Annotated in this window: 23 protein-coding genes; 16 read left to right on the top strand and 7 right to left on the bottom strand. The window is 71.0% G+C overall.

From position 1 onward, the window contains the following. The first annotated feature begins 11 nt into the window (after window positions 1–11). The 6 genes from QC282_RS07200 to QC282_RS07175 all read left to right on the top strand — a co-directional run bounded on the left by QC282_RS07200 (window position 12) and on the right by QC282_RS07175 (window position 6,537). Window positions 12–1,256, top strand: coding sequence for a helix-turn-helix transcriptional regulator (locus tag QC282_RS07200; protein WP_279548370.1), 1,245 nt, complete (start codon window positions 12–14; stop codon window positions 1,254–1,256). 304 nt (window positions 1,257–1,560) lie between these two features. Next, on the top strand, window positions 1,561–2,355 hold the full coding sequence (locus QC282_RS07195) for a toll/interleukin-1 receptor domain-containing protein (protein WP_279548369.1): 795 nt from the start codon (window positions 1,561–1,563) through the stop codon (window positions 2,353–2,355). Further along, window positions 2,352–4,337 carry a hypothetical protein gene (locus QC282_RS07190; protein ID WP_279548368.1) on the top strand — a complete coding sequence of 662 codons (1,986 nt, stop codon included), beginning with the start codon at window positions 2,352–2,354 and terminating at the stop codon, window positions 4,335–4,337. The genes QC282_RS07195 and QC282_RS07190 overlap by 4 nt, the downstream gene beginning before the upstream one ends. Next, window positions 4,334–5,704 carry a hypothetical protein gene (locus QC282_RS07185; protein ID WP_279548367.1) on the top strand — a complete coding sequence of 457 codons (1,371 nt, stop codon included), beginning with the start codon at window positions 4,334–4,336 and terminating at the stop codon, window positions 5,702–5,704. The genes QC282_RS07190 and QC282_RS07185 overlap by 4 nt, the downstream gene beginning before the upstream one ends. A gap of 310 nt (window positions 5,705–6,014) precedes the next feature. Continuing rightward, complete coding sequence (locus tag QC282_RS07180; RefSeq protein WP_279548366.1) at window positions 6,015–6,281, top strand: type II toxin-antitoxin system Phd/YefM family antitoxin; 267 nt, start codon at window positions 6,015–6,017, stop codon at window positions 6,279–6,281. Beyond that, on the top strand, window positions 6,274–6,537 hold the full coding sequence (locus tag QC282_RS07175) for a type II toxin-antitoxin system RelE/ParE family toxin (protein ID WP_279548365.1): 264 nt from the start codon (window positions 6,274–6,276) through the stop codon (window positions 6,535–6,537). Before QC282_RS07180 ends, QC282_RS07175 begins: the two co-directional genes overlap by 8 nt. Window positions 6,538–6,669: 132 nt before the next feature. Here QC282_RS07175 and ychF read toward each other — a convergent pair whose 3' ends face one another. Beyond that, window positions 6,670–7,758, bottom strand: coding sequence for a redox-regulated ATPase YchF (ychF, locus tag QC282_RS07170; protein ID WP_279548364.1), 1,089 nt, complete (start codon window positions 7,756–7,758; stop codon window positions 6,670–6,672). 626 nt (window positions 7,759–8,384) lie between these two features. On the opposite strand from ychF, the gene QC282_RS07165 reads away from it, so the two are divergent. Next, window positions 8,385–8,726 (top strand): DUF6542 domain-containing protein, encoded by a 342-nt coding sequence (locus QC282_RS07165; RefSeq protein WP_336621066.1) that lies wholly within the window; start codon window positions 8,385–8,387, stop codon window positions 8,724–8,726. Window positions 8,727–8,940: 214 nt separating this feature from the next. Here the strand turns inward: QC282_RS07165 and ppgK are convergent, their stop codons facing one another. Beyond that, complete coding sequence (gene ppgK, locus QC282_RS07160; RefSeq protein WP_279548363.1) at window positions 8,941–9,687, bottom strand: polyphosphate--glucose phosphotransferase; 747 nt, start codon at window positions 9,685–9,687, stop codon at window positions 8,941–8,943. Between the two features lie 46 nt (window positions 9,688–9,733). Continuing rightward, a complete protein-coding gene (locus QC282_RS07155) occupies window positions 9,734–10,768 on the bottom strand; it encodes a 4-hydroxy-3-methylbut-2-enyl diphosphate reductase (RefSeq protein WP_279548362.1) in 1,035 nt (344 codons plus the stop codon). 108 nt (window positions 10,769–10,876) lie between these two features. On the opposite strand from QC282_RS07155, the gene xseA reads away from it, so the two are divergent. The 3 genes from xseA to QC282_RS07140 all read left to right on the top strand — a co-directional run bounded on the left by xseA (window position 10,877) and on the right by QC282_RS07140 (window position 13,073). Beyond that, window positions 10,877–12,085 (top strand): exodeoxyribonuclease VII large subunit, encoded by a 1,209-nt coding sequence (xseA, locus tag QC282_RS07150; RefSeq protein WP_279548361.1) that lies wholly within the window; start codon window positions 10,877–10,879, stop codon window positions 12,083–12,085. A 9-nt stretch (window positions 12,086–12,094) separates the two neighbouring features. Then, window positions 12,095–12,358: an exodeoxyribonuclease VII small subunit gene (locus QC282_RS07145; RefSeq protein WP_279548360.1), complete on the top strand. Its 264-nt coding sequence runs from the start codon at window positions 12,095–12,097 to the stop codon at window positions 12,356–12,358. Between the two features lie 124 nt (window positions 12,359–12,482). Next, window positions 12,483–13,073 (top strand): malonic semialdehyde reductase, encoded by a 591-nt coding sequence (locus QC282_RS07140; protein WP_279548359.1) that lies wholly within the window; start codon window positions 12,483–12,485, stop codon window positions 13,071–13,073. A gap of 70 nt (window positions 13,074–13,143) precedes the next feature. Here the strand turns inward: QC282_RS07140 and QC282_RS07135 are convergent, their stop codons facing one another. Further along, window positions 13,144–13,671: a DUF4245 domain-containing protein gene (locus QC282_RS07135; RefSeq protein ID WP_279548358.1), complete on the bottom strand. Its 528-nt coding sequence runs from the start codon at window positions 13,669–13,671 to the stop codon at window positions 13,144–13,146. Window positions 13,672–13,797: 126 nt separating this feature from the next. Here QC282_RS07135 and glpX point away from each other — a divergent pair, with 126 nt between their 5' ends. Beyond that, entirely contained in the window at window positions 13,798–14,832 is a 1,035-nt protein-coding gene (glpX, locus tag QC282_RS07130; protein ID WP_279548357.1) for a class II fructose-bisphosphatase, read from the top strand. A gap of 104 nt (window positions 14,833–14,936) precedes the next feature. Here glpX and QC282_RS07125 read toward each other — a convergent pair whose 3' ends face one another. Next, on the bottom strand, window positions 14,937–15,314 hold the full coding sequence (locus tag QC282_RS07125; protein WP_279548356.1) for a WhiB family transcriptional regulator: 378 nt from the start codon (window positions 15,312–15,314) through the stop codon (window positions 14,937–14,939). Between the two features lie 140 nt (window positions 15,315–15,454). Next, window positions 15,455–16,138 (bottom strand): DUF1707 domain-containing protein, encoded by a 684-nt coding sequence (locus QC282_RS07120; RefSeq protein WP_279548439.1) that lies wholly within the window; start codon window positions 16,136–16,138, stop codon window positions 15,455–15,457. A 200-nt stretch (window positions 16,139–16,338) separates the two neighbouring features. Here QC282_RS07120 and QC282_RS07115 point away from each other — a divergent pair, with 200 nt between their 5' ends. The 5 genes from QC282_RS07115 (at window position 16,339) to QC282_RS07095 (ending at window position 24,223) form a co-directional block, all read left to right on the top strand. Continuing rightward, window positions 16,339–18,006 (top strand): fumarate hydratase, encoded by a 1,668-nt coding sequence (locus QC282_RS07115; RefSeq protein ID WP_279548355.1) that lies wholly within the window; start codon window positions 16,339–16,341, stop codon window positions 18,004–18,006. 77 nt (window positions 18,007–18,083) lie between these two features. Next, entirely contained in the window at window positions 18,084–19,487 is a 1,404-nt protein-coding gene (locus tag QC282_RS07110; RefSeq protein WP_279548354.1) for a class II fumarate hydratase, read from the top strand. An 84-nt stretch (window positions 19,488–19,571) separates the two neighbouring features. Beyond that, window positions 19,572–20,273: a DUF402 domain-containing protein gene (locus tag QC282_RS07105; RefSeq protein WP_279548353.1), complete on the top strand. Its 702-nt coding sequence runs from the start codon at window positions 19,572–19,574 to the stop codon at window positions 20,271–20,273. 280 nt (window positions 20,274–20,553) lie between these two features. After that, window positions 20,554–22,638, top strand: a complete 2,085-nt coding sequence (locus QC282_RS07100) for a SpoIIE family protein phosphatase (protein WP_279548352.1) — start codon at window positions 20,554–20,556, stop codon at window positions 22,636–22,638. Between the two features lie 121 nt (window positions 22,639–22,759). Beyond that, the gene (locus QC282_RS07095; protein WP_279548351.1) at window positions 22,760–24,223 is read left to right on the top strand and encodes a catalase; all 1,464 of its coding nucleotides are present in this window, start codon (window positions 22,760–22,762) and stop codon (window positions 24,221–24,223) included. Window positions 24,224–24,328: 105 nt separating this feature from the next. Here the strand turns inward: QC282_RS07095 and QC282_RS07090 are convergent, their stop codons facing one another. Next, window positions 24,329–26,668 carry a transglycosylase domain-containing protein gene (locus tag QC282_RS07090; protein ID WP_279548350.1) on the bottom strand — a complete coding sequence of 780 codons (2,340 nt, stop codon included), beginning with the start codon at window positions 26,666–26,668 and terminating at the stop codon, window positions 24,329–24,331. Window positions 26,669–26,869: the final 201 nt, after the last annotated feature.

Below are 26,869 nucleotides of genomic sequence, written 5' to 3'. Positions count from 1 at the left end.
GGAGGTTGACGATGAGCACAACTTTACGTTTCGGCCCGGAACTTCGCCGTTTACGACAGGAAGCGGGGCTGACTCTGACCGAGTTCTCCGTGGCGCTCAACTACGACAAGGGGTACCTCAGCAAGGTCGAGCGCGGGGAGCGTTCCGCGTCCCCCGAACTGGCCCGGCGGTGTGACGCCTTCCTCGGCGCGAACGGCGAGCTGCAGCGCCTGGTCGTCCACTCCGAACCCGACTCGGACACCGCCGAAACCCCCGCCACCCCAAGCCCTTGGCTCGTCGGGCGCCGGGCGGTCCTCGCGGCGGGTACCGGGTCGCTGATCGACCTCGGCCTGAAACTCGGTGGTCAGGCGTCCTCTGCCGCCGCCCCCCTCCTTCCCTCCTTCCGCACGCAGTTCGACCAGCTGCGCAAGCTCGGCCAGTCCACCGCGCCGAAGGTCCTGCTTCCCCTGCTGGAGACGCAGACGCGCACGGTCGCCGGGCTGGCCGCCGGCACCCCGTCCGCCACCCGGGCCCCCGCGCTCCTGCTCGCGTCGCGGTTCGCGGAGTTCACGGGATGGATGGCCCAGGAGGCCGGGGACAACGGCGCGGCGCTCGCCTGGACCGCCGAGGCCGCCGAACTGGCGCGCGCCGGGGGCGATCCCTACCTCGGTTCCTACGCGCTCGTGCGACGCGCTCTGGTCACGTTCTACGACGGGGACGCCGCGGGCACCGTCGCCCTGGCCCGCCGGGCCCAGAGCGAGGGACTCCCGCCGCGCATCCGGGGTCTCGCGGCGCAGCGGGAGGCGCAGGGACACGCGATCGCCGGTAACGAACGCGGCTGCCTCCGCAGCCTCGACAGGGCGCGAGAACTACTCGACAGCGACGACGCCCACAGCAGCGCCGAACCCGTGATCGGCACCAGCCACGTGGGCGATCCGGCGGCGATGACGACCGGCTGGTGCCTGCACGACCTCGGTCGTCCCAAGGCCGCCGCCGAGGTCCTCGACCGGGAGTGCCGCCGCCTCCCGCCGCACGCGCTGCGCACCCGCGCCCGGTACGGCTTCCGCAGGTCCTTGGCCCATGCCGCCTCCGGAGAGGTCGAGCACGCGTGCACGATCGCCGGGGAACTCCTGGCGGTGATGCCGGCCCTGCCCTCGGCGACGGTGAACAGCGACGTCCGGCGTCTCGCGCGGGAACTCTCCCGGTTCCGGAGCAGCCGGGCCGTACGCGATCTGCAACCGGCACTGGCACGGGTACTCGCCCCCGCGCACGACTGACACGGGTTCGAGCCACCTGGCTCGCAGGCCCCCGGAGACCCTTCCGGCCTTCCGAAGCCGCGATCCCGGACCGGGCCCTCTGAATCACTACCGACGCGTCGTACCGCGCCTCCGGCTTCTTCAGTCGGCCCGCGATCAGTGACGCGTCGGGCGGCGCACCTCCATCCGTACGCCCTCCCGTGAACGCGCCATGCCGTCACACGGTCGGCACCTCATGGCCGGGTGGACCGGGGCCTTGGAGCCCCGCTCCACAGCACCGGCATTCACCCCCGACTTCCGCCTTCCTCTCACGAAGGGAACCTTCATGCCCGACGTCTTCGTCAACTACCGCACAGGCGACGAGGAATCCGCGGCAACCATGATCGCTCGGGAGCTCGCCCGGCGGTTCGGCAGCGAGCGGATCTTCTTCGCCAGCAACTCCATCGAACTCGGACACCGCTTCCCGGTGGAACTGGTCAAAGCAGTGGAGGAGTGCCAAGCACTCCTCGCCGTGATCGGCCCGCGCTGGGCGGAGGTGCGGGGGGTCGACGACCGCCCCGCCCTCGAATCCGAGCAGGACTGGACCCGCCGTGAGATCCGGACCGCGCTCGACCGCGGGATCCTGGTGATCCCTGTGCTCGTCGGAAAGGCCACGCGGATCGACCGCGCCGTACTGCCGGACGACCTCCGGGAGCTGGCGGACTGCCAGTACAAGCGGTTCGACCACCGCAACGCCGAGTCCGACCTGACGGCGCTCGGTGACACCCTCGCCCGGTTGCTGCCCGAGCTGGGCGCGGTGGACCGCGACGCCCGTGCGGCGCGGGAGCGGGCGGAGGCGAAGTCCCGCAAGAAGTCGGCTCAGGACGTCGGGCACAGCAGGATGCGGGCACGTGACGTCGAGCAGCGCGTCCGCGGCGGGATCGGAAACCTCAACGGAGACCTGTCCGGCACCTTCGTCAACGAGCCCCAGGCGCCCGTGAACACCGGTCGGGGCCACCAGTACAACGCTCCCCACTTCCAGGGCGACAACACCGGGGTTCAGTTCACGGCGGGCGACAACAGCGGTACGGTCCACCAGCGCTTCGAGCGAGAGCGCCGACGTTCGGACGACGAACGATGACCGAGCGGGACCACGTCACCGTCAACGATCCGCGTGGCCCGGTGAACAACGGCGTGGGGTCCCAGTACGTCTTTTACGGGGCCGGCGTGGACTGGATGATCCGCAAAGGGGTCGAGTCCCTCCGGATCGTCCGCGAGGACCGGGTGCGCCTGGCCGACCGGTTCGTTCCGCCGCTCGGCTACCGCATCGCCGCCGACCGCTTGGAGAAGCCCGGGTCGGTGGTGTTGCTGGAGGCTCCGCCGGGCAGCGGCCGGCGCGCCGCGGCGATCATGCTGCTGCACGGGCTCGGTGAGGAAGGGGGCGCCGACGAGGAGGGGGTCCGGTTCGAGGAGCTTCCCGCCACGGACAAGGACGAGGCCCCTCTCAGCCCCGGTGAGGGAGACCGTTTCCTCCTCGACCTCTCCGATTTCACGGACGAAGAGGCCTACGCCAAGGCCCAGCGCCGCCTGGCCGTGTGCCGGTCACAGGTCCAGGAGGCGATGGCCCACATGGTCGTCGTCCTGCCGTCGGGCATGGAGCACGCTCACGCACCGGACCTCGAACCGCACACGGTGACGCTGGGACGCCCCCGGGGCCTCGCCGTCATCACCCGGCACCTCCGCATGGACCGGATGGTCTTCCGGCCCGCAGACCTGCGGAGTGCCGACCTCCAGCGGCTGTGCGAACGCTCTCCCATGCGGGAACTGGCGCGGCTGGCAAGGCTGGTGAGGGCCGCGCGGGACAGCGGCCGGTTCGGCGTCGACTTCGCGGGATGGCTCGACCAGGCGATGCACGCGGTGACCGACCGTGCCGGCGAGGTGGGCCAACAGGTGGCCACGGTCCGCGCCGCGCCCGAGCGGGCCCTGCTGCTCGCGACGGCGGTGTTCGAGGAGGCCCGCGCCGACACCGTCTACGAGGCGTGGCACAGCCTGATGAGGACGGTGGGGCACGAGGAAGAGGCGACACCCGAGCTCGCGCGGACGGATTTCGGGGAGCGGTTGAAGGCGCTCGGGATCGAGCGGGACACGGACGGGCGGCTCCGCTTCGGGCGGTTGGCCTACGCCGACGCGGTACGGGCGTACTTCTGGGCGAACTTCCCCGGGATGCGCGACGACCTCAGGGACTGGATCGGCCATGCCGCCGGGCTCCGCGGTCTGACCACCGACGACCGGGTGAACGCCGTCGTTCGCTTCGGCGAGCGGTCCCTGGCCGTCGGACGGCCCGACCACCTCTTCGACCTTGTGGTCCGATGGGCGGACAGCGCCACCGGGGCGTCCTGCGACCCGCGATCCGTGGCGGCTGTCGAACTCGGGCTCAGCCACGAGAGGTTCGGGGGATGGTTCCGCAGGCGGATGTACGAGTGCGTGAGGTCCGGCCACTTGTCGGACGGTCTCGTCCGCGTCCTGACCGCCGCCTGCCGCCAGAGCCTCGCCGCGACGCACCCGGATCAGGCGATGGTGCGGCTCCACTACCTCGCCGTACGGAAGGGGGAGGCGGCGCGTGAGGCCCGGGAGGCACTTCTCGGCCTCGCCGGACGCGACCGTCGGCTCTACCGGCTGCTGGTCGATCGCCTGCGGGACCGGACGCGTCGGGAGCCGCGCGGGGCGGAGCCCCATCTCTCGCTGCTCACGGAGCTGTTGGGGAGCGACCGGGCACCAGACCCGCCGCCCTGGCCGGACCTTTTCCTGGGATGGGAGACGGTCTTCTCCCATTCGCCGACGGAACTCTGGACCCCGCTCGTGAGCAGCTGGCTGCAGGCCGTGGCGGGCGACAGTACGCGGGAGATGGCGCTGGAGGTGATGGTCCGCTCGGCACGCGGCCGAGCGGCCGCTCTCCATCGCCTCTACGCCATCGCCTGCCAATGGGCGGGCGCCGCGCGCCAATCCTCCCGGGCGGCCGTCGCCGCCCTCTTCTGGCAGTACATCGACCACGCGCAGTACGCCCGCACGGAGAGTGCGGAGCGTGCGGGCGCCGGACCACGGACCACGGAAGAGGCACGATGAGACACCGCTTCCCCAGCCTGCTGTTCGTCGCTCTCTGCGGCCTCGCACCGGCTCTGGTCGGAAACCTCCTGCACTGGTCGGCGTGGCTGTGGGGCTTCATGTCCATGGTCACGACCTCGGGCTCCCTGCTGCTCGTGATGACAATCCTCAGCGGTGGCCGCGCGCCGGCCGACCCGTTCGAACCCGGGGTACCCGAACCGCCCGCGGCCCCGACGGAGCAGCCGTACCAGGAGACGCGGGTGATCGACGCGGCGCTGCCTAGCGCGGCGGACGGCTACGACTTCCTCTTCTCCGCCACCGTGTGGTGGAGGCCGGTCCCCGACCGGCCCGACGGCGCCTCCCCGGCCCTCGCCGTGTCCTCGATCGTCAGCCGGGCCCTGGAGGTCGTCCGCAGCGAGGAACCCGACCGGGCGAGCTTCGCGCGGTATCTCCTGGAGGGGGAACTGGGCGTCCCGCTGCCGGACCGGAGCGGACGAGTGAGGGCCATGGCGGCCGATGTCACTCTGACCCTCTCCCCCGCCGACCGCGAGCGCCTGCGGAAGCTGAACGACCTTCGCAAGGACGAGGAGATCTGGGAGTACGAGCGTCAGCACGAGCGCAACAAGCGGCGCTACCTCGGTGACGACGTGCTCAAGAGCGCCGGCAGCGCGGTGGTGTGGTGGCTGGCCCGTCACGAGGACGACATCGAGAAGGCGGTCGACATGATCGGCCCGCTCGCCCAGATCGCTGCGGCGGCCAATGACGAGGAGGTGCCCGAACTCTTCCGCCACCTGCTCGTCCCGCCCGTGGGCGCGCGCAGCGAGGCGACCGTCGGGGGCCCGTCGTGGGACGGGCAGGGAGGTGGAGCGTTCGACCGCGAGGAGGAAGTAGGGGTTTCGGACCGGCTGCTCCTGTTGCTGGCGGCGGTGGGCCTGAAGCCGGACATGGACGAATACACGGTGTTCGTGCACCGTGTGGTGCGGAGCCTGGAAGCGGCCGGGCTGGACGAGGCCGCCGAGGAGATCAGGCGGACCCTCCTCACGAGGCCCGACGAGGACGGGGGCGAAGAGTCGGCGGACGGCCCTTCGGTCGAGGGGGACGCCGCAGGCCCCTGGTCGCCGCGCTCCCCCTGGCCCGAGGGCTCGCCCTTCACCGACCCGACCGCGAATCCGGATGCCGACGCGGGCGCGGGCACGTTCGCGCCTGGGGCGGCGGAGAGCGGCGCGGGCGAACGGAACCAAGGCTGCTGGGAGACGAGCGAGAACGGGACGGCACCCCAGTACTTCTGGGACATCTCGCACAGCCCGCAGCGCCCCACCACACCCCCCGCACGGGGCGAGGAGCGCGAGGAGCACGAGGAGTACGAGGAAGACGAGGAGGGGAGCTGATCGGGTAGGCGGCCGGCTCTCCGACGCTTCGCTCACAGGTCACACCAAGTCGGCACGGGAACGAAAGAGGGGTCTGCCCTCATCAGGGCAGACCCCTCTGACCTGGATGTCGCAAGATCAGCTACGTGCTGCGTCACTCGCTCACACGTTGAACCGAAACATTCAGTACAGGCTCTCACCTGCGGAAATGCTGGTTCTGGAGATCCCATCCAGCGCGCATCCAGCACGGCGAAAATCATCCAGCACGACCTGGAGTTTCCGAGACCAGTAGCCATTGTGTACACATGAGACATCCGGTACCCTTGAGCGTATGACACAGATGCCCACAGAGTCCATCCGCGACGTCCGCGCACACTTGGCCGAGGTCGTCGAACGCGCCGATCGCGACGACACGCCCACAGTCATCACGCGACGAGGCAAAGAAGTCGCCGCCATCGTGTCGATCGAGGTGCTCCGCAAGTACCAGGAATGGGAAGAGCGCGAGATCAACCGCCTCATCGACGAGCGCATGGCGACCCGGTCGGCCGGCATCCCGATCGAGGACGTCATGAAGGAGACGCTGGCGCGAAGTGAGTGAGTACCGCACCGTCTTCCACCCGGAAGCCCGAGCCGAACTCCGCAAGGTTCCGCGCGACACCGCACTCCGCATCCTGACCAAGCTGACGGAACTGGAAATCGACCCGTTCGGCTTCAACACCACCGCGCTCGTTTCCCAGCCCGAGCGCCGCCGCCTCAGAGTCGGCGACTACCGCGTCATCTACACCGTCGACAACGGCGAACTGATCGTGTGGGTCATCCGCGTCGGACACCGCTCCACGATCTACGACACATGATTCGCCCTGACGAAGGATCAGAATTTCCAGCAACCATCCAGCACGGGAAATGAAGGGGTCCGCCTCCCGAGGAGGCGGACCCCTCCTGACCTGCATGCTTGACGAATTACCTAACGCAGGGTACGCACACGACTACACGTTGAACCGGAACTCCACCACATCCCCGTCCTGCATCACGTACTCCTTGCCCTCCATCCGCGCCTTCCCCTTCGCGCGGGCCTCGGCGACCGAGCCCGCCTCGACCAGGTCGTCGAAGGAGATGACCTCGGCCTTGATGAAGCCCTTCTGGAAGTCGGTGTGGATGACACCGGCGGCCTCGGGGGCGGTGGCGCCCTTCTTGATGGTCCAGGCGCGGGATTCCTTGGGGCCGGCCGTCAGGTACGTCTGCAGGCCGAGGGTGTTGAAGCCGACCCGGGCGAGAGTGGCGAGGCCGGGCTCCTCCGCGCCGACCGACTCCAGCAGCTCCATGGCGTCGGCCTCGTCCAGCTCGGCGAGGTCCGCCTCCAGCTTGGCGTTGAGGAAGATCGCCTCGGCGGGGGCGACCAGCGCGCGCTGCTCGTTCTTGAAGTCCTCGTCGACCAGCTCGTCCTCGTCCACGTTGAACACGTAGAGGAACGGCTTCGTGGTGAGCAGGTGCAGGTCGTGCAGCAGTTCGTTGCGCTCGGAACCCTGGACGATGCCGTGCGCGAAAAGCGTGTCGCCCTTCTCCAGGATCTCCTTGGCCTCCTCGACGGCCTTCACCTTCGGCGCGAGGTCCTTCTTGATCCGCGACTCCTTCTGCAGGCGCGGCAGGACCTTCTCGATGGTCTGGAGGTCGGCGAGGATCAGCTCGGTGTTGATCGTCTCGATGTCGTCCTTCGGCGAGACCTTGCCGTCCACGTGGACGACGTTCTCGTCCTTGAAGGCGCGGATGACCTGGCAGATCGCGTCGGACTCGCGGATGTTCGCGAGGAACTTGTTGCCCAGGCCCTCGCCCTCGGACGCGCCGCGCACGATGCCGGCGATGTCCACGAAGTCGACGGTCGCCGGCAGGACCCGCTGGGAGGAGAAGATCTCGGCCAGCTTGGTGAGGCGGGCGTCCGGGACGCCCACGACGCCGACGTTCGGCTCGATCGTGGCGAACGGGTAGTTGGCCGCCAGCACGTCGTTCTTGGTCAGGGCGTTGAACAGGGTCGACTTGCCGACATTCGGCAGACCGACGATTCCGATCGTGAGCGACACGTTGCGACTTCCCGTACGTGAGGAGGAGGGCGGACTGGCGGAGTGGGCTGTGGGCCGATCCACCAGTCTACGGCGTGCCGCACCCCGTCCCGGCGACCCGTCGAACGCCTGGCCAAGCGGCTCCGTCGGCGTGTCTCATGGGTGATTCGGCACATTAACCGACCTAAGTTGGTCCAGTGGAGCAACACAGGACGCGACCTGCGCAGTACGGACCGCGACGCGGCCGGCCGCCGCTGCCCCCACAGGCGGACCGGGCGGCGGGCGGCGGTACGACCCGGCCCGCACCCCGCCCACCGGGCCCGGCCCACGGCGGAAGCGGAAGCGGCACCGGCAGCGGCGGTGCCAGCAGAACCGGTGGTGCCGGTGGTGCCGGTGGCGCCCCCGGCCACGGGTCCGGGTCAGAGTCCGGGCCCGGCGCCGGTACGACCTCCGGGTCAGCGCCCCGGCCCCGCTCCGAATCCCGGCCCCGCTCGGAACCCCGGCCCCGCTCCGCACCCCGGCCCGGCACGCCCCGGCGCCCGCTCGCCGTCCGGCGACCCGCCTCGGCGGCACCCGGCGGTGCCAACCTCCGCTTTCCCGACCCCCGCCTGACCGGTCTCGGCGGCGGCCTCTTCTGCGTGGCCGTGATGGTCGTCCTCGGCTCGCTCGTCCACCTGCTGTTCGGGGCCTCGCTCACCGTCTACGGCGTGCTGTTCGTGCCGGTGTGCGTGCTGACCGCGCTGTGGGTGCGGCCCAGTGATCTGCTGACCGCGCCCGTCGTCGTACCGATCGCCTTCGCGCTGGGGCTGCTGCCCGTGGCGCCGCGCGGGGACGGCGCGGGCGACCGGCTGATGGGGCTCGTGACGGCGCTGGCCATGGAGGCGGGCTGGCTGTACGGCGGGACGCTCGTCGCCGGCGCGATCGTGATCACCCGCCGGATTCGCCTGGTCCGGCGCCGCACCGCCGCCCGCGGCCGCGCGACGGCCTGAACACCGCCCCACCCGCGGCCCTCCGCGCCCCGACCCGGCGATCCCGCCGCAGCCGTCGGTCACCTGCCCGCCCCAGAGCATGCCCGCGCGACCGAGCAACCGCACGCTCGCCCCGGGACACCGCCCAGGACCGCTCCGGTACCCGCGCGCCCGCCCAAGACCGCAACCACGACCCGCGACCCACGAGGCAGCGGTACAGCCGTCGTGACGTCCGCTACTGCCGCTCCGCCGCCCGCATCGCCGCCCCGACGATGCCCGCGTTGTTCTGCAGCTGCGCCGGGACGATCTCCGCCTTGATGCCCTCGATGAGGTGCAGGAACTTGTGGGACTTGCGGCTGACGCCGCCGCCGATGATGAACAGCTCCGGCGAGAACAGCATCTCGACGTGGGCGAGGTACTTCTGGACGCGGTGCGCCCAGTCCTCCCACGACAGGTCGTGGTCCTCCCTGGCCTTGCTGGAGGCGCGCTTCTCCGCCTCGTGGCCGTGCAGTTCGAGGTGGCCGAGTTCGGTGTTGGGCACGAGGGCGCCGTTGAGGAAGAGGGCGCTGCCGATGCCGGTGCCGAAGGTCAGCAGGAGGACCGTGCCCCGGCGGCCCCGGCCGGCGCCGAAGTGCATCTCGGCGACGCCCGCCGCGTCCGCGTCGTTCACCACGGTGACCGGCAGGCCGCCGAGGCGGTCGCCGAGCAGGGCTCTCGCGTCGGTGTCGACCCAGGCGCTGTCGACGTTCGCCGCGGTGCGGATCGTGGCGCCGTCGGTGACCACGCCGGGGAAGGTGATGCCGACGGGGCCCGTCCAGCCGTAGTGCTCGACGACCTGCTTCACGCCGTCGGCCACCCCGTCCGGCGTGGCCGGTTGCGGGGTGAGCACCTTGAAGCGCTCCTGGGCGAGGTCGCCCCGCTCCAGATCGACCGGGGCGCCCTTGATCCCGGATCCGCCGATGTCCACACCGAAGATCTGCATGGCCCTACGTTACGACGTACGACTGACAGTCACGTGCCCGGTGCGGTCACTCGCCCGCGGTGCCCGCAGTGCCCGCGGCGCCCGTGCCGCCCCGCTGGGCCGCCAGTGCCGCCGCCTCCTCGCGCAGGTCGCGGCGCAGTTCCTTGGGCAGCGAGAAGGTGATGGACTCCTCGGCGGCCTTGACGATCTCGACGTCCTCGAAGCCGCGCTCGGCCAGCCAGTCCAGGACCTGCTCGACCAGCACCTCCGGCACGGACGCGCCCGAGGTGACGCCGACCGTGGAGACGCCCTCCAGCCAGGCCTCGTCGATCTCGTCGGCGAAGTCGACCAGGTACGCCTCGCGGGAGCCCGCGAGCTTGGCGACCTCGACCAGCCGCTTGGAGTTGGAGGAGTTGCGGGAGCCGACCACGATGACCAGCTCGGCCTCGGCGCCCATCTGCTTCACGGCGAGCTGCCGGTTCTGCGTGGCGTAGCAGATGTCGTCGCTGGGCGGCGAGATCAACTGCGGGAACTTCTCCTTGAGGGCGTCGACGGTCTCCATGGTCTCGTCCACGGACAGTGTGGTCTGGGAGAGCCAGACGACCTTGGACGGGTCGCGGACCTCCACCTTCGCGACGTCGTCGGGGCCGTCCACGAGCTGGATGTGGTCGGGGGCCTCGCCGGAGGTGCCGATGACCTCCTCGTGGCCCTCGTGCCCGATGAGGAGGATGTCGTAGTCCTCGCCGGCGAACCGGACGGCTTCCTTGTGGACCTTGGTGACCAGCGGGCAGGTCGCGTCGATGGTGGCGAGCCGGCCCTGCCTGGCCTCTTCGTGGACGGCCGGAGCCACGCCGTGCGCGGAGAACATGACGATGTTGCCCGGCGGCACCTCCTCCGTCCGCTCGACGAAGACGGCGCCCTTCTTCTCCAGGGTCTGCACGACGTACTTGTTGTGGACGATCTCGTGCCTGACGTAGACGGGGGCCCCGTACTGTTCCAGGGCTTTCTCGACGGCGATCACGGCGCGGTCCACACCGGCGCAGTAGCCCCGGGGGGCGGCGAGCAGGACACGGCGGCCAGACGAAGCGGTCATGCGCACCATCGTAAGGCCGCGTGCGCCGGCCCGGAGATCGCGTCCGGGCGGACCGCCCGGGTGGTGACGGCGTCCGGCACGCGGGCGCTGTCGGCGGCTCCGACTACGCTCACCGGCATGGCTGTCAACACGTCCGCGGAAGCGCCGCTGCCCGTCGGTGAGGTGTCGCGTCTCATCGGCGGCTGGATCGACCGGCTCGGGGCCGTGTGGGTCGAGGGGCAGATCACCCAGCTCTCGCGGCGCCCGGGCGCGGGTGTCGTGTTCCTGACGCTGCGCGACCCGTCGTACGACATCTCCGTCGGCGTGACCTGTTACCGGCAGGTGTTCGACGCGGTCGCGGACGTCGTGAGCGAGGGCGCCCGTGTCGTGGTGCACGCGAAGCCGGAGTGGTACGCGCCGCGCGGGCAGCTGTCGCTGCGGGCCGCCGAGATAAGGCCGGTCGGGGTCGGGGAGCTGCTCGCGCGCCTGGAGCAGCTGAAGAAGTCGCTCGCGCGGGAGGGGCTTTTCGCGCCGGAGCGCAAGAAGCCGCTGCCGTTCCTGCCGCAGCTCGTCGGGCTGGTGTGCGGGCGGGCCTCCGCCGCCGAGCGGGACGTCCTGGAGAACGCCAGGCACCGCTGGCCCGCCGTCCGCTTCGAGGTGCGCAACGTCGCGGTGCAGGGTGTGCACGCGGTCCCGCAGGTGGTGCAGGCGGTGAAGGAGCTCGACGCGCTCGACGCGGTCGACGTGATCATCGTGGCGCGCGGCGGGGGCAGTGTGGAGGACCTGCTGCCGTTCTCCGACGAGCAGTTGGTGCGCGCGGTCGCGTCCTGTCGTACGCCGGTGGTGTCCGCGATCGGGCACGAGCCGGACAATCCGCTGCTGGACCACGTGGCCGACCTGCGCGCCTCCACGCCCACCGACGCGGCCAAGAAGGTCGTGCCGGACGTGGGCGAGGAGTACGAGCGCGTGCGGATGCTGCGGGACCGGGCGCGGCGCTGTGTGGAGGCGTATCTGGAGCGGGAGGAGCGCGGGCTGGCGCACGCGCTGGCCCGTCCGTCGATAGAGGACCCGCACCGCATGATCGACACGCGGGCCGACGAGGTGACGGCGCTGCTGGACCGCGGGCGGCGCTGTCTGCGGCATCAGCTGGACCGGGCCGACTCGGAGCTGGCGCACACGCACGCGCGCGTGGTGGCCCTGTCCCCGGCCGCGACCCTGAAGCGCGGGTACGCGGTGCTGCAGCGGGCGGACGGGCACGCGGTGCGCGATCCCGGCGAGGTGACGGCCGGGGAGGCGCTGCGGGCGCGGGTCTCCGAGGGCGAGTTCTCCGTACGAGTCGATGCATAGGGTGAGTGGATGACCAGCGAGGTGGACAACGTGGCGGAGCCGGCGGCCGTGGCCGAGGGGCTCGGGTACGAGCAGGCGCGGGACGAGCTGATCGAGGTCGTACGGCGTCTGGAGGCGGGCGGTACGACGCTGGAGGAGTCCCTCGCGCTGTGGGAGCGGGGCGAGGAGCTGGCCAAGGTGTGCCGGCGCTGGCTGGACGGGGCGCGGGCGCGGCTGGACGCGGCGCTGGCCGAGGAGTCGGGGGCCGGGCAGGCCGGCGAGGAGGGCGAGTAGCGCGGGTGGCGCGTCGGTGTGAGACGGGCCACCCGAACACCGTCTTTGTTGAACGTTGAACATCTATCGCGTACGGTCGATGCCGTCAGCCGATCTTCGGACCCGACATCGAGAAAGTGCAGACATGTCCCTCGTTCTTGACCCCGCCGCCCAGGACCTGCTGTTCCGTGAGGCCCGCACCGCGAACACCTTCTCCGCCGAGCCGGTGACCGACGAGCAGGTCCGGGCGATCTACGACCTGGTCAAGTACGGCCCGACCGCCTTCAACCAGTCGCCGCTGCGCATCACGCTGGTCCGCTCCCCCGAGGCCCGCGAGCGCCTGGTGCAGCACATGGCCGAGGGCAACCGGCCCAAGACCGTCTCGGCGCCGCTGGTCGCGATCCTCTCCGCGGACAACGAGTTCCACGAGGAACTGCCCCAGCTCTTCCCGCACTTCCCGCAGGCCAAGGACGCGTTCTTCGCCGAGCGCCCGGTCCGCGAGAACTCCGCCGCGCTGAACGCCACCCTCCAGGCCGCGTACTTCCTCGTCGGCGTCCGCGCCGCCGGTCTCGCCGCCGGCCCGATGACGGGCTTCGACTTCGAGGGCGTCCGCAAGGAGTTCCTGGACGACGACCACACCCCGCTGATGGTGGTCAACATCGGCAGGCCGGGCCCCGACGCCTGGTTCCCGCGCTCCCCGCGCCTGGCCTACGACGAGGTCGTCACCACCGTCTGACAGCCCCCGCGCACCCGAGAGGCCCCCGGCTCACCGCCGGGGGCCTCCTCGCGCTCGTGGGCCGGGCCGCCTACTTCATCTCCAGCGCCTCGGCCATCGTCGTCAGCTCCGCGAACGACGCCGTGCCCGCGACGACCGTCGTCTCGCCGGCGTCGCCCTCCAGCACCAGCGCGTCGTACCGGCCGCCGCTGTACCGGGTCCAGGTGCGGCCGTCGATCTCGTCGGTCGTGCCGGTCGCCTCCGAGCCCTTGGTCGCCTCGTCGACGAACTGCGTCCGCTTGCCCGTGGACTGCTTGATCACCACGTACTGACCGTCGGGGGCGTGGAAGCCCAGGTGCCACGCGTCGGAGTTGTCGCCCTCGAAACGGACCGAGGTCGGCTTCCAGCTGTCCGGCAGCCCCACGGGCGCGGCCACCGGGTACGACGCGGCCCTGCGCGCCGTGAGCAGCTCGACGCGGTAGTCCACCCGCTCGACGGGCGGCTCCTTGTCGTCGTCGTGCGGGATGAAGAGGTACATCACTCCCGCCGCGAGCAAGATGACCCCCAGGGACAGAACCATGTCCAGGGCCGACTTCTGCTTGCCATTCCTACCTGCCACAGCGCCTATCGTCGCAGGTGCCCGGCCCGCTCATCCGTGGGGGGCCCTGCTCATTCTGTCGGTCTGACGATAGAGTCGGGCCCAACACCCTCATCCGGCCGTCGTCGTACAGAAAGGTGCGCTCCGATGACCGAGCATCATCACTTGCCGTCCGAACTGGATGTGCCCTCCGAGGCTCCCGACCGGAACCTCGCCCTTGAGCTGGTACGCGTCACCGAAGCGGCGGCGATGGCCGCCGGCCGCTGGGTGGGCCGCGGTGACAAGAACGGCGCCGACGGTGCCGCCGTGCGCGCCATGCGGACCCTCGTCTCCACCGTCTCCATGAACGGTGTCGTCGTCATCGGCGAGGGCGAGAAGGACGAGGCCCCGATGCTCTTCAACGGGGAGCGCGTCGGCGACGGCACCGGCCCCGAGGTCGACATCGCCGTCGACCCGATCGACGGCACCACGCTGACCGCCAAGGGCATGCCGAACGCGATCGCCGTCCTCGCGGCCACCGAGCGCGGCGCGATGTTCGACCCGTCCGCCGTGTTCTACATGGACAAGCTGGTCACCGGCCCCGAGGCCGCCGACTTCGTGGACATCAACGCGCCCGTCGCCGTGAACATCCGCCGGGTCGCCAAGGCCAAGCGGTCCACGCCCGAGGACGTCACCGTCGTCATCCTGGACCGGCCGCGCCACGAAGGGCTCATCGACGAGGTCCGGGAGACCGGCGCCCGCATCAAGCTGATCTCGGACGGCGACGTGGCCGGGTCCATCCTGGCGCTGCGCGAGGGCACCGGCATCGACCTGCTGCTCGGCGTCGGCGGCACCCCGGAGGGCATCATCTCGGCGTGTGCCGTGAAGTGCCTGGGCGGCACCATCCAGGGCAAGCTGTGGCCCAAGGACGACGAGGAGCGGCAGCGGGCGATCGACGCCGGGCACGACCTGGACCGCGTCCTGACCACCGACGACCTGGTCTCCGGCGACAACGTGTTCTTCGCCGCCACCGGCATCACCGACGGTGAGCTGCTGCGCGGGGTGCGCTACCGCTCCGAGACGGCGACGACGTCGTCGATCGTGATGCGGTCGCGGTCCGGCACGGTGCGGCGGATCGACTCCGAGCACCGGCTGAGCAAGCTGCGGGCGTACAGCGCGATCGACTTCGACCGGGCCAAGTAACTCGCCGAGCGCGGTTACTCACCCAAGAAGGGGCACCCCCGGTGCGGAGGGGGTGCCCCTTCTTCTCGTTCTTCCCGTTCTTCTGCTGCTCTGCCTTGCGTGCTTCAGCCCGCCGCCGCTATGCGGCCCGTCGTCCGTGCCGCCTTCTTGAGTTCCACTTCGCGGCGCCGGCCCCGCGCCAGGACCACCCGGCGCTCGGCGGCGGTGAGGCCGCCCCAGACGCCGTAGGGCTCGGGCTGGAGGAGGGCGTGCTCGCGGCACTCGACCATGACGGGACAGCGCGCGCAGACGCGCTTGGCGGCCTCTTCGCGGGAGAGCCGGGCGGCGGTGGGTTCCTTGGACGGCGCGAAGAACAGGCCGGCCTCGTCGCGTCGGCACACCGCCTCGGTGTGCCACGGGGCGTCCTGGTCCCTGTCGCGCGCGGGCACCCGCTGGGCCGGCACGGCAGCTACCTGCAGGGACGAATGCGGCGGTTGCAGCACGGTCTACTCCTGACGACGGCTTCGCGAGCGAGAGACGATGCAGCAAGGCCTACCCGCTGTGCGCGCGCCTATGCACTGAGTTCCGAACCGCCCGGTCTGCAGGGGCCGTTGGGAAAGTGCCCCGGGCATGCCCGGCGCCGCTACAGGTGCTTGCGCGTGCCCTTGTCGACCGTGCGGTGCACGCGGTCGAGGATGTCCGCGACGAGCTTGCCGCGCTTGGGCCGTGCCTCGATGTTGCCGAGGACGGCCCACCCGTCGACGTAGACCACGGGGGCTTCCGCTTCGGTCGAGTCCCTCGTGTCCACGTCGAAGTTGCCGAGGACGCCGCCGCCGATGCCGCGCAGCGACACGTTCTCCGGGACGCGGACCTGGATGTCGCCGAAGACCGACATCGCCTTGATCACGACCTGCTGGTGGTCGAAGAGGGCCTCGCTCAGGTCGATCTCGACGCTGCCGAAGACCGCGTAGGCGTGGATGCGGCGGCCCGTGCGCCAGCGGCCCTTGCGGGCGGCGGCGCTGAACACCGCGACCACGCTGTCGTCGGGGTCGACCGGGATGGCGCCCGCCGTGGGACGGCTGGGCGCCGGGGTCCACGCCGGGGCGGCGGGCCGGGCGTGGGCGGCGGGCAGGTCCCGGATGAAGACCTCCAGCTCGCCGACCGTCTTGGCGCTCAGCACCCCCTCGACCCGCTCCGCGTGCTCGTCGGCGGTGAGCCGGCCCTCGGCCAGGGCCTCGCGCAGGATGTCGGCGATCCGGTCGCGCTCGGCGTCCGACGCGCGCAGTTCGCCGGGGCGCGCCGCCGTGCCCGGTCGCGGGTCGTCCACTGGGGCGTGCTTCTGAAGGTCCACGGCAGCAGCGTACCGAAACGCGATAGATCGCGACCAGGGTCTGTGGAGAACCGCCCGCGACCGGCCGGGGACGAACTGAGCCTTACCTCACAAGCTCGCCGCCCGGAGCAGGTTCTACGCTGGTGGACGCTGCCAACGGAGGTCAGCCGCAGTCCGTCGAGTGAGGAATGGGCGAGATGCCTGAGTTCGCGTACACCGATCTGCTCCCCATGGGAGAGGACACCACCCCGTACCGGCTGGTGACCTCCGAGGGTGTCTCCACCTTCGAGGCCGACGGGCGGACCTTCCTCAAGGTGGAGCCGGAGGCCCTGCGCAAGCTGGCCGAGGAGGCCATCCACGACATCCAGCACTACCTGCGGCCCGCGCACCTGGCGCAGCTGCGGCGCATCATCGACGACCCCGAGGCGTCGGGCAACGACAAGTTCGTGGCCCTCGACCTGCTGAAGAACGCGAACATCGCCGCCGCCGGCGTGCTCCCCATGTGCCAGGACACCGGCACGGCGATCGTCATGGGCAAGCGCGGGCAGAACGTCCTCACCGCGGGCGAGGACGAGAAGGCGCTGTCCAAGGGCATCTACGACGCCTACACCCGGCTGAACCTGCGCTACTCGCAGATGGCTCCGCTCACCATGTGGGAGGAGAAGAACACCGGCTCCAACCTCCCGGCGCAGATCGAGCTGTACGCGACCGACGGCGGCGCCTACAAGTTCCTGTTCATGGCCAAGGGCGGCGGCTCCGCCAACAAGTCGTTCCTGTACCAGGAGACCAAGGCCGTCCTGAACGAGTCCTCCATGATGACGTTCCTGGAGGAGAAGATCCGTTCGCTCGGTACGGCCGCCTGCCCGCCGTACCACCTGGCGATCGTCGTCGGCGGCACGAGCGCCGAGTACGCGCTGAAGACCGCGAAGTACGCCTCCGCGCACTACCTGGACGAGATCCCGGCCGAGGGCTCGCCGCTCGGGCACGGCTTCCGGGACAAGGAGCTGGAGGAGAAGGTCTTCGAGCTGACGCAGAGGATCGGCATCGGCGCGCAGTTCGGCGGCAAGTACTTCTGCCACGACGTGCGCGTGGTGCGCCTGCCGCGGCACGGCGCCTCGTGCCCGGTCGCCATCGCCGTCTCCTGCTCCGCCGACCGCCAGGCCGTCGCGAAGATCACCGCCGAGGGCGTCTTCCTGGAGCAGCTGGAGACCGACCCGGCGCGCTTCCTGCCGGACACCACGGACGAGCACCTGGACGAGGCCGGGGACGTCGTCCGGATCGACCTTAACCAGCCGATGGACGACATCCTCGCCGAGCTCACCAAGTACCCGGTCAAGACCCGGCTCTCGCTCACCGGCCCGCTGGTCGTCGCCCGCGACATCGCCCACGCCAAGATCAAGGAGCGGCTGGACGCGGGCGAGGAGATGCCGCAGTACCTGAAGGACCACCCGGTGTACTACGCGGGCCCGGCGAAGACGCCCGAGGGCTACGCGTCCGGTTCCTTCGGCCCGACCACGGCCGGCCGCATGGACTCCTACGTGGAGCAGTTCCAGGCGGCGGGCGGCTCCAAGGTGATGCTGGCCAAGGGCAACCGCAGCAAGCAGGTCACGGACGCGTGCGCGGCGCACGGCGGCTTCTACCTGGGCTCCATCGGCGGCCCGGCGGCCCGTCTCGCGCAGGACTGCATCAAGAAGGTCGAGGTCCTGGAGTACGAGGAGCTCGGCATGGAGGCGGTCTGGAAGATCGAGGTCGAGGACTTCCCGGCGTTCGTGGTCGTGGACGACAAGGGCAACGACTTCTTCCAGGACCCGGCGCCCGCCCCCACCTTCACGTCCATTCCGGTACGGGGTCCGGGACTCGGCTGACGGTCCGTGTGACGGCGCACCTCCACGGGGAACAGTGGTCGGGTCCCTGGTGCTGTGACACGTGGAGGTGATCGTCGATGACCGACGAGCAAGGCAGCGGCAGCTACCGCATCGAGCACGACTCCATGGGCGAGGTGCGGGTGCCCGCGCATGCCAAGTGGCGGGCGCAGACGCAGCGCGCCGTGGAGAACTTCCCGGTCTCCGGGCAGCGCATCGAGCGGGCCCACATCGAGGCGCTCGCGCGGATCAAGGGCGCGGCGGCGAAGGTGAACGCGGAGCTCGGCGTGCTGGACGAGGACGTCGCCGCGGCCATCCAGGAGGCGGCGGCCGAGGTCGCCGATGGCCGCTGGGACGAGCACTTCCCGGTCGACGTGTTCCAGACCGGTTCCGGGACGTCGTCCAACATGAACACCAACGAGGTCATCGCGACGCTCGCCGGTGAGCGGCTGGGCCGGGACGTGCATCCCAACGACCACGTGAACGCCTCCCAGTCGTCCAACGACGTCTTCCCGTCCTCCATCCACATCGCCGCCACCGCCGCCGTCACCCGGGACCTGATCCCCGCCCTGGAGCACCTCGCCGCGTCCCTGGAGCGCAAGGCGGCGGAGTTCGCCGACGTCGTGAAGTCGGGCCGTACGCACCTCATGGACGCCACGCCCGTCACGCTGGGCCAGGAGTTCGGCGGCTACGCGGCGCAGATCCGGCACGGCGTGGAGCGGCTGACGGCCTCCCTGCCCCGGCTCGCCGAACTGCCCCTCGGCGGCACCGCCGTCGGCACCGGCATCAACACCCCGCCCGGTTTCTCCGCCGCCGTCATCGAGGAGGTCGCCCGCGTCACCGGCCTGCCGCTGACCGAGGCGCGCGACCACTTCGAGGCGCAGGGCGCCCGGGACGGCATCGTGGAGACCAGCGGGCAGCTGCGGACCGTCGCCGTGTCGCTGACGAAGATCGCCAACGATCTGCGCTGGATGGCGTCCGGGCCGCGTACGGGGCTCGCCGAGATCTCGCTGCCCGACCTCCAGCCCGGCTCGTCGATCATGCCGGGGAAGGTCAACCCCGTCATCCCGGAGGCGGTGCTCATGGTGGCCGCGCAGGTCGTCGGCAACGACGCGACCGTGGCCACCGCCGGAGCCGCCGGGAACTTCGAGCTCAACGTGATGCTGCCGGTCATCGCGAAGAACGTCCTGGAGTCCGTCCGGCTGCTCGCCAACGTCTCCCGGCTGCTGGCCGACCGCACCGTGGCCGGCATCGTCGCGGACCGCGAACGGGCCCGCGAGTACGCCGAGTCGTCGCCCTCCGTGGTGACGCCGCTCAACAAGTACATCGGCTACGAGGAGGCCGCCAGGGTCGCCAAGAAGGCGCTCGCCGAGCGGAAGACGATCCGGCAGGTCGTCCTGGAGGGCGGGTACGTCGAGCGCGGCGACCTGACCGCGCAGCAACTCGACGAGGCGCTCGACGTCCTGCGGATGACACGGCCGTGACCACGGCTCGCGGCGCCCGGCCCCGGCGCGCGAACCGTGACGCGCGCCGCAGCGTCGTATGCCTGTGACACCTAGTATCTGCGCATGGCGGACGGTGATGCGGTGAGCACGGAAACGGGAGCGGGAGCGGGCGGGGCCGCGGGTCACTGGAGCCCCGGGACACAGATCCTGTGGCGCTACCGGGAGAACGCCGGCGAGCGCTTCCACATCGCGCGTCCCGTCACCGTCGTCCAGGACGACGCGGACCAGCTCGCCGTGTGGCTGGCGCCCGGCACGGAGTGCGTGAAACCGGCGCTCGCCGACGGCACGCCCCCGCACCTGGAGCCGCTCGCCTCCCGCTACACCAAGCCGCGGACCGTGCAGCGCGACCGGTGGTTCGGCACGGGCGTGCTCAAGCTGGCCCGGCGCGGCGAGCCGTGGTCGGTGTGGCTGTTCTGGGAGCCGGGCTGGCGGTTCAAGAACTGGTACGTGAACCTGGAGGAGCCGCTGACCCGTTGGGAGGGCGGCGTCGACTCCGAGGACCATTTCCTGGACATCTCCGTGCACCCGGACCGCAGTTGGCACTGGCGCGACGAGGACGAGTTCGCGCAGGCCCAGCGGGACGGTCTGATGGACGCCCGGCTGGCCGAGCGGGTGCGGCAGGCGGGCCGGGACGCGGTGGAAGTGATCCGCGCCTGGGGGCCGCCGTTCGCGGACGGCTGGCAGGACTGGCGCCCGAATCCGTCCTGGGGGGTACCGTCTCTGCCGGATGACTGGGACCGTACGCCCGCGCACGTGTCCTCATGAGACCCTTGATGCGCCCCCGGGCAAGAAACGTAGGATCTTCCTCCGCAAGGGCGCGCAGTGGCAATCACCGGAGCACGCGCTGGGCTTGACCGATCGTCACCGAGGGGCGGCTGGACGTGAGCGAGGGGTACGAGGGCACCACCGGCAGGAGCCGCGGTCGGCCTGCCGGTTGCACAGAAGCAACCTCTGACCACGCGGGAATTCCGTTCCGGGGGCACTCATTCCGGGTATCGGAATTTCGGCGGGACGAACTGCACGCGCGGCGCGCAGCCCCGGACGGATGGATTCGACACGCGTGACCGAGCAGCCGACCTCTTTCGAGCGCTCCCAGACGGGCGCCGACCCTGCGGACCCCCGCGGGGCGCTCCTGCGTACCCCGACGCCGCCGCGTTCCGCCCCGGGTTTACCCCCTCAGGCCCGCGCCGCCGGCGGTGATCCGGGCGCGGCGGTACCGTCGGGCACCGCGCCGGTGCCGGCCGGTTCGGAGCACTCCCAGCCGGGTGCCGAGCAGTCCGCCGAGCCCGAGGCCCACCGGCCGCGCCCCGTCCCCGAGGCCATACCGGCCCAGCCCGCCGGGCAGCCGGACGAGGCGCCGCAGTCGCCGGACGGGCCGGAGCGCCGTACCGGCCAGGTCCCGCAGCGGAACCGGCCGACGCCGATGCGGCGGGACGGCGACCGGCTGCGCTTCGTCGGCGCGGCGACCCGGCGGATCGCCCGGGGCATCGACCTCGACGAGATCGTGATGGGGCTGTGCCGGGCGACCGTGCCCACGTTCTCCGACGCGATCCTCGTCTACCTGCGCGACCCGCTGCCCGTGGGCGACGAGCGGCCCACCGGGCCCCTGGTGCTGCGCCTGCGCCGCACCGACCGCATCCCCGCCGAGCGCGACACCGAGGGCGGTTTCATGCCCGCCGCGCAGCCGGAGCCGTCCGAGCTGGACATGGTCGGCAGCGAGCTGTGCGAGGTGCGGCCCGGCAGCGCGCTGGCCGAGGTGCTGCGCGGGGTGCGGCCCGTCTTCACGGACGCGCCGGCCGCCCGCGCCGCGCTGCCCGAGCTGCTCGGCGAGGGCAACGACATCGTCGTACCGACCGGGCAGCGCGCCATCCTGGCGCCGCTGCGCGGCCGGCGGCGGGTGATCGGCGCCGCGCTGTTCCTGCGCCGGCCCGAGCGCCTGGCCTTCGAGACGGACGACCTGCTGGTGGCGGCGCAGCTCGCCACGCACAGCGCGCTGGGCATCGACAAGGCGGTGCTGTACGGCCGTGAGGCGTACATCGCCGACGAGCTGCAGCGCACCATGCTGCCCGAGACCCTGCCGCAGCCGACCGGCGTGCGGCTCGCCTCGCGCTACCTGCCGGCCGCCGAGACGGCCCGCGTCGGCGGCGACTGGTACGACGCGATCCCGCTGCCCGGCAGCCGCGTCGCCCTCGTCGTCGGCGACGTCATGGGGCACTCGATGACGTCGGCCGCGATCATGGGCCAGCTGCGCACCACCGCGCAGACCCTGGCCGGGCTGGACCTGCCGCCGCAGGAGGTGCTGCACCACCTCGACGAGCAGGCGCAGCGGCTCGGCACCGACCGCATGGCGACCTGCCTGTACGCGGTGTACGACCCGGTCTCGCACCGCATCACGATCGCCAACGCCGGCCACCCGCCGCCCGTGCTGCTGCACCTGGGCGGCCGGGCCGAGGTGCTGCGCGTCCCGGCGGGCGCGCCCATCGGGGTCGGCGGCGTCGACTTCGAGGCGGTGGAGCTGGACGCGCCGGCCGGCGGCACGCTGCTGCTGTACACGGACGGGCTCGTGGAGTCGCGTCTGCGGGACGTGTGGACCGGCATAGAGCAGCTGCGCGAGAAGCTCGCCGCGACCGCGCAGCTGACCGGCCCGGACCATCCGCCGCCCCTGGAGGCGCTGTGCGACGAGGTCCTGGACATGCTCGGTCCGGGCGACCGGGACGACGACATCGCGCTGCTCGCGGCCCGCTTCGACGGGATCGCGCCGAGTGACGTGGCGTACTGGTTCCTGGAGCCGGAGGACGCCGCCCCGGGCCGGGCCCGGCGGCTGGCGCGCCGCGCGCTGGCCCGCTGGGGCATGGAGGACCTCACGGACGCGGTGGAGCTGCTGGTCAGCGAGGTCGTGACCAACGCGGTGCGGTACGCCTCGCGCCCGGTCACGCTGCGGCTGCTGCGCACGGACGTGCTGCGCTGCGAGGTCGGCGACGACGTGCCGCAGCTGCCGCGGCTGCGGCAGGCGCGGGCCACGGACGAGGGCGGACGCGGGCTGTATCTGGTGAACCGGCTGGCACGGCGCTGGGGTGCGACGCGACTGAGCACCGGGAAGGTGGTCTGGTTCGAGCTGAACCGGGGGTGACGGAACACCCCCGATGGTCGGCTTTGTCCAAATGTTGCCGACCTCCCGTCGTCGGAGTTCACTGCTGAGGGTGAGCGACGCCACCTGACGCACCCCCTCACGCACGACGGGAGGACGCTCCGTGACCCAGGCACCCCAGTCCGTTCCCTGGACGACCACCAACGCCGGCATTCCGGTGGAGAGCGACGAGCACTCGCTGACCGTCGGACCGGACGGCCCGATCCTGCTCCAGGACCACTACCTGATCGAGAAGATGGCCCAGTTCAACCGGGAGCGGGTCCCCGAGCGGGTCGTGCACGCCAAGGGCAGCGGCGCGTACGGCGTCTTCGAAGTCACCAACGACGTCAGCCAGTTCACGAAGGCCGACCTGTTCCAGCCGGGCAGGCGCACCGAGATGCTGGCGCGTTTCTCCACCGTCGCGGGTGAGCTCGGCTCCCCCGACACCTGGCGCGACCCGCGCGGCTTCGCCCTGAAGTTCTACACGGAGCACGGCAATTACGATCTGGTCGGCAACAACACGCCGGTCTTCTTCGTCCGTGACCCGCAGAAGTTCCAGGACTTCATCCGCTCGCAGAAGCGCCGCCCGGACAACGGGATGCGCGACAACAACATGCAGTGGGACTTCTGGACCCTGTCCCCCGAGTCCGCGCACATGGTGACGTGGCTGATGGGCGACCGGGGCGTCCCGAAGACGTACCGTCACATGAACGGCTACTCGTCCCACACCTACATGTGGGTCAACGGCGGCGGCGAGAAGTTCTGGGTCAAGTACCACATCAAGACCGACCAGGGCATCGAGTTCCTCACCCAGGAGGAGGCCGACCACCTCGCGGGCGCGGACGCCGACCTGCACCGCCGTGACCTGTGGGAGGCCGTCGAGCGGGGCGAGCACCCGTCCTGGACGATGCACGTCCAGGTGATGCCGTTCGAGGACGCGCCGGACTACCGGTTCAACCCGTTCGACCTGACGAAGGTGTGGCCGCACGGCGACTACCCGCTGATCGAGGTCGGCCGGATGACGCTGGACAAGAACCCCGAGGACCACTTCGTCCACATCGAGCAGTCCGCGTTCGAGCCGTCCAACATGGTGCCGGGCATCGGCCCCTCTCCGGACAAGATGCTGCTGGGCCGGCTGTTCTCCTACCCGGACACGCACCGGTACCGCATCGGCCCGAACTACAACCAGCTGCCGCCCAACCGGCCCCGTTCCGCGGTCAACTCGTACGCCAAGGACGGCCCGATGCGCTACGACCCGGCGAACGTGGCCATGCCGTACGCGCCCAACTCCTACGGCGGTCCGGCCGCTGCCGTGCAGCAGTTCGGCGACGTCGCCGGCTGGGAGACGGCGGGCGAGATGGTGCGCGAGGCGTACCGGCTGCACCGCGAGGACGACGACTTCGGGCAGGCGGGCGCGATGGTCCGCAACGTGCTCGACGACGCGGCCCGCGACCGGCTCGTCTCCAACGTCAGCGGGCATCTGCTGAACGGCGTGACCCGCCAGGTCGTCGACCGCGCCCTGCAGTACTGGCGCAACGTCGACAAGAACCTCGGCGACCGCATCGCCGGCCGGGTCAACGGCGGCTGACCGCCCCGCACGCGCCGGTGCCGGACGCCGCGCGGCGGGCGCCACAGCGCGGACACGGCCCAGGGGCGCCCGGCACTGTGCCGGGCGCCCCTCGTCGCCTGCGGGCTACTCGTCCCCGTCCCGGTCGCTGCCGGGCTCCACGGGGTCGAGGGTGATGTCGTCCGAGGGTTCGCCCGTCGGCGGACCGGTCGTCGGCGCGCCGGTCGCGGTCCCGGTCGGCGTCCCGGAGGGCGGCTCCGTGGTGGGCGTCCCGGACGGCGCCTCGCTCGTCGGCTCCTCCGAGGTCGGGGTCTCGCTCGGCTCCTCGGTGGTCGGCTCCTCGCTGACCGTCGGGCTCTCGGTCGGCTCCACGCCCGCGCCCTGCCGGGTCTCCAGGTCGAACTCGCTGACCTCGTCCAGCACGCCGAAGGTGTACGCCGACCAGATCAGCGCCGGGAAGCCGCCGCCGTTGACCCGCTCCATGCCGCCCGCGCCGTACATCTTCGTCTGGGCGTGGGTCTTGGCGTCCTCGCCGAACAGGCCGACCGAGGTGACCAGGTCGGGCGTGTAGCCGGTGAACCAGGCCGACTTGTTGTCGTCGGAGGTACCGGTCTTGCCCGCGACCTGCTGGCCGTTGCGCAGCGGGTTGTCCCGCACCGAGACGCGGGCCGTGCCGTCGTCGACCACGCCGGTCAGCACGGACGTGACCGTGTCGGCGGCCTCCCGGCTGATGGCCTGGTCGCCGACCGCGTCCGGCATGGTGACCGTGCGGCTCAGGTGCTCGGCGGACTTCACGATGGTCGGCGTGACCTTCTTGCCGTGGTTGGCGAGGGTGGCGTAGACCCCGGCCATCTCCAGCGGGCTCGCGCCCATACTGCCCAGGGTCTGGGCGGGGACCGCCTCCATGCCCTCGATGTCCATGCCGAGCCTGCCGGCGGTCTCCACGACCTTCGGCATGCCGACGTCGACGCCCATCTGCGCGAAGACGGAGTTGATGGACTTGTTCATCGCCGTCTGGACGGTGACGTCGCCGTAGTCCTTGTCGTCCTCGTTCTCGGGTGCGAAGCCGACCTCGGTGCCGTTGTCCACGACGGGGCGCTCGCTGGTGCCGTCGTAGATCGTGTCGGCCGTGATCGGCGTGCCGTCCTGGGTCTCGGCGGCCTCCTCCACGGCGGCGGCCAGGATGACCGGCTTGAAGGTGGAGGCGGGCTGGTAGTCGGTGCGGGTCGCGTTGTTCAGGTAGTGCTTGAAGTAGTCGACGCCGCCGTACATGGCGACGACCCTGCCGGTCTTCGGGTCGACCGAGACGGCGCCGGCCTGGACGTTCCCGTCGACCTTGCGCTTCTTGGCGTCCAGCTTGCTGGTGAGCTGGGTCTTGGCGGCCTCCTCCAGCGCCTTCTGCTTCTTCTTGTCGATGTTGAGCGTGATGGTCCAGCCGCCGTTGTTGACCATCGTCTCGGCCTGCTTGAGGTTCTCGGCGGCACCCTCGGCGACCAGCTGCTTCTCCAGCTGGTTGTTGGCCGCGTTCACCAGGTAGCCGGTCTGGCCCTCCATGCCGGGGGCGCCCCGGGGCTCCTCCGGCACCGGGAACTCCATGCCCCCGCGGTCGGCGCCGCTCAGCCAGCCTTCCTCGACCATGTTGTTCAGCACGTAGTTCCAGCGGTCCTTCACCAGCCGCTTGCCGGTGTCGGAGGCGACGGACCAGTCGTACTGGCTGGGCGCCTGGAGCAGCGCGGCGAGGTACGCGCCCTGCTCGACGGAGAGTTCCTCGGCGTCGGTGCGGTAGTAGGCCTGCGCGGCGGCCTGGATGCCGTAGGCGCCGCGGCCGTAGTAGCTGGTGTTGATGTAGCCGGCGAGGATCTCGTCCTTGGACTTCTCGCGGTCCACCTTCAGCGCGATGACCAGCTCCTTCAGCTTGCGGGAGACGGTCTGTTCCTGCGTCAGGTAGTAGTTCTTGACGTACTGCTGGGTGATGGTCGAGCCGCCCTGGGCGCCGCGGCCGGCGAGCGTGTTGAACACGCCGCGCGCGGTGCCCTTCAGGTCGACGCCGGCGTCCTTGTAGAAGGTCTTGTTCTCGGCGGCGACGAAGGCCTTCTGGACCTCCTTGGGGACCTTGGCCAGGTCGACGATCTCGCGGTTGCGCTCGCCGGAGCGGGCCATCATCGAGCCGTCGCTGTACTTGTAGACGTTGCTCTGCAGCTCGGCGTCCGCGTTCCCCTCGGGGATGTCGATCATCATGTACAGCACGACGAAGGCGCCCATGCCGAGCAGGCAGAGGCCGAAGAAGGTGCCGACGATCTTCTTGAAGGTGAACAGCCGGCGTATGCCGCCCCTGCCGCCGCCCCGGGCGGCGCGCCGGGCCGCGGCCCGGCCTCCGACGCCGGCCGACGCGGTCCCGGACGAGCGTCCGGGCGCGGCGCGACGGCCGCCGCGCTGCCGCGCTCGTCTCTCTTCCGCTCGTCCCATGGGTCCGATCCGCTCCGCTTCACTCAAGTGCGATCAGGAATCACACAGGTTCGCCGCTCAGGTCAGCTCAGAAAGCTAACACCGGGATATGTGGCACGGGGTCGCCGATCCGGTCCTTTACGGACGTGACAATCAGCACCTGTCCCACCGGAACCGACGTACGAGAAGGGTTCAGGGTTGCCATGACCGGGAAAAGTGATA

It is taken from the genome of Streptomyces sp. DH24 (genome assembly GCF_029813775.1).
GTDB lineage: Bacteria > Actinomycetota > Actinomycetes > Streptomycetales > Streptomycetaceae > Streptomyces.
The sequence above is the reverse complement of the archived record's forward strand: the minus strand, read 5'-3'. Positions and strand labels throughout refer to the sequence as shown.

Excerpts from the sequence above, each read along its gene's own strand:
- QC282_RS07165 (WP_336621066.1), top strand. The coding sequence starts at position 8,385 with ATGGTCGTCCTCGGCTCGCTCGTCCACCTGCTGTTCGGGGCCTCGCTC.
- QC282_RS07140 (WP_279548359.1), top strand. The coding sequence starts at position 12,483 with ATGTCCCTCGTTCTTGACCCCGCCGCCCAGGACCTGCTGTTCCGTGAG.
- QC282_RS07200 (WP_279548370.1), top strand. The coding sequence starts at position 12 with ATGAGCACAACTTTACGTTTCGGCCCGGAACTTCGCCGTTTACGACAG.
- xseA (WP_279548361.1), top strand. The coding sequence starts at position 10,877 with ATGGCTGTCAACACGTCCGCGGAAGCGCCGCTGCCCGTCGGTGAGGTG.
- ppgK (WP_279548363.1), bottom strand. The coding sequence starts at position 9,687 with ATGCAGATCTTCGGTGTGGACATCGGCGGATCCGGGATCAAGGGCGCC.
- QC282_RS07145 (WP_279548360.1), top strand. The coding sequence starts at position 12,095 with ATGACCAGCGAGGTGGACAACGTGGCGGAGCCGGCGGCCGTGGCCGAG.
- QC282_RS07100 (WP_279548352.1), top strand. The coding sequence starts at position 20,554 with ATGGATTCGACACGCGTGACCGAGCAGCCGACCTCTTTCGAGCGCTCC.
- glpX (WP_279548357.1), top strand. The coding sequence starts at position 13,798 with ATGACCGAGCATCATCACTTGCCGTCCGAACTGGATGTGCCCTCCGAG.
- QC282_RS07195 (WP_279548369.1), top strand. The coding sequence starts at position 1,561 with ATGCCCGACGTCTTCGTCAACTACCGCACAGGCGACGAGGAATCCGCG.
- QC282_RS07185 (WP_279548367.1), top strand. The coding sequence starts at position 4,334 with ATGAGACACCGCTTCCCCAGCCTGCTGTTCGTCGCTCTCTGCGGCCTC.
- QC282_RS07090 (WP_279548350.1), bottom strand. The coding sequence starts at position 26,668 with ATGGGACGAGCGGAAGAGAGACGAGCGCGGCAGCGCGGCGGCCGTCGC.
- QC282_RS07190 (WP_279548368.1), top strand. The coding sequence starts at position 2,352 with ATGACCGAGCGGGACCACGTCACCGTCAACGATCCGCGTGGCCCGGTG.
- QC282_RS07155 (WP_279548362.1), bottom strand. The coding sequence starts at position 10,768 with ATGGTGCGCATGACCGCTTCGTCTGGCCGCCGTGTCCTGCTCGCCGCC.
- QC282_RS07110 (WP_279548354.1), top strand. The coding sequence starts at position 18,084 with ATGACCGACGAGCAAGGCAGCGGCAGCTACCGCATCGAGCACGACTCC.
- QC282_RS07115 (WP_279548355.1), top strand. The coding sequence starts at position 16,339 with ATGCCTGAGTTCGCGTACACCGATCTGCTCCCCATGGGAGAGGACACC.
- QC282_RS07105 (WP_279548353.1), top strand. The coding sequence starts at position 19,572 with ATGGCGGACGGTGATGCGGTGAGCACGGAAACGGGAGCGGGAGCGGGC.
- QC282_RS07180 (WP_279548366.1), top strand. The coding sequence starts at position 6,015 with ATGACACAGATGCCCACAGAGTCCATCCGCGACGTCCGCGCACACTTG.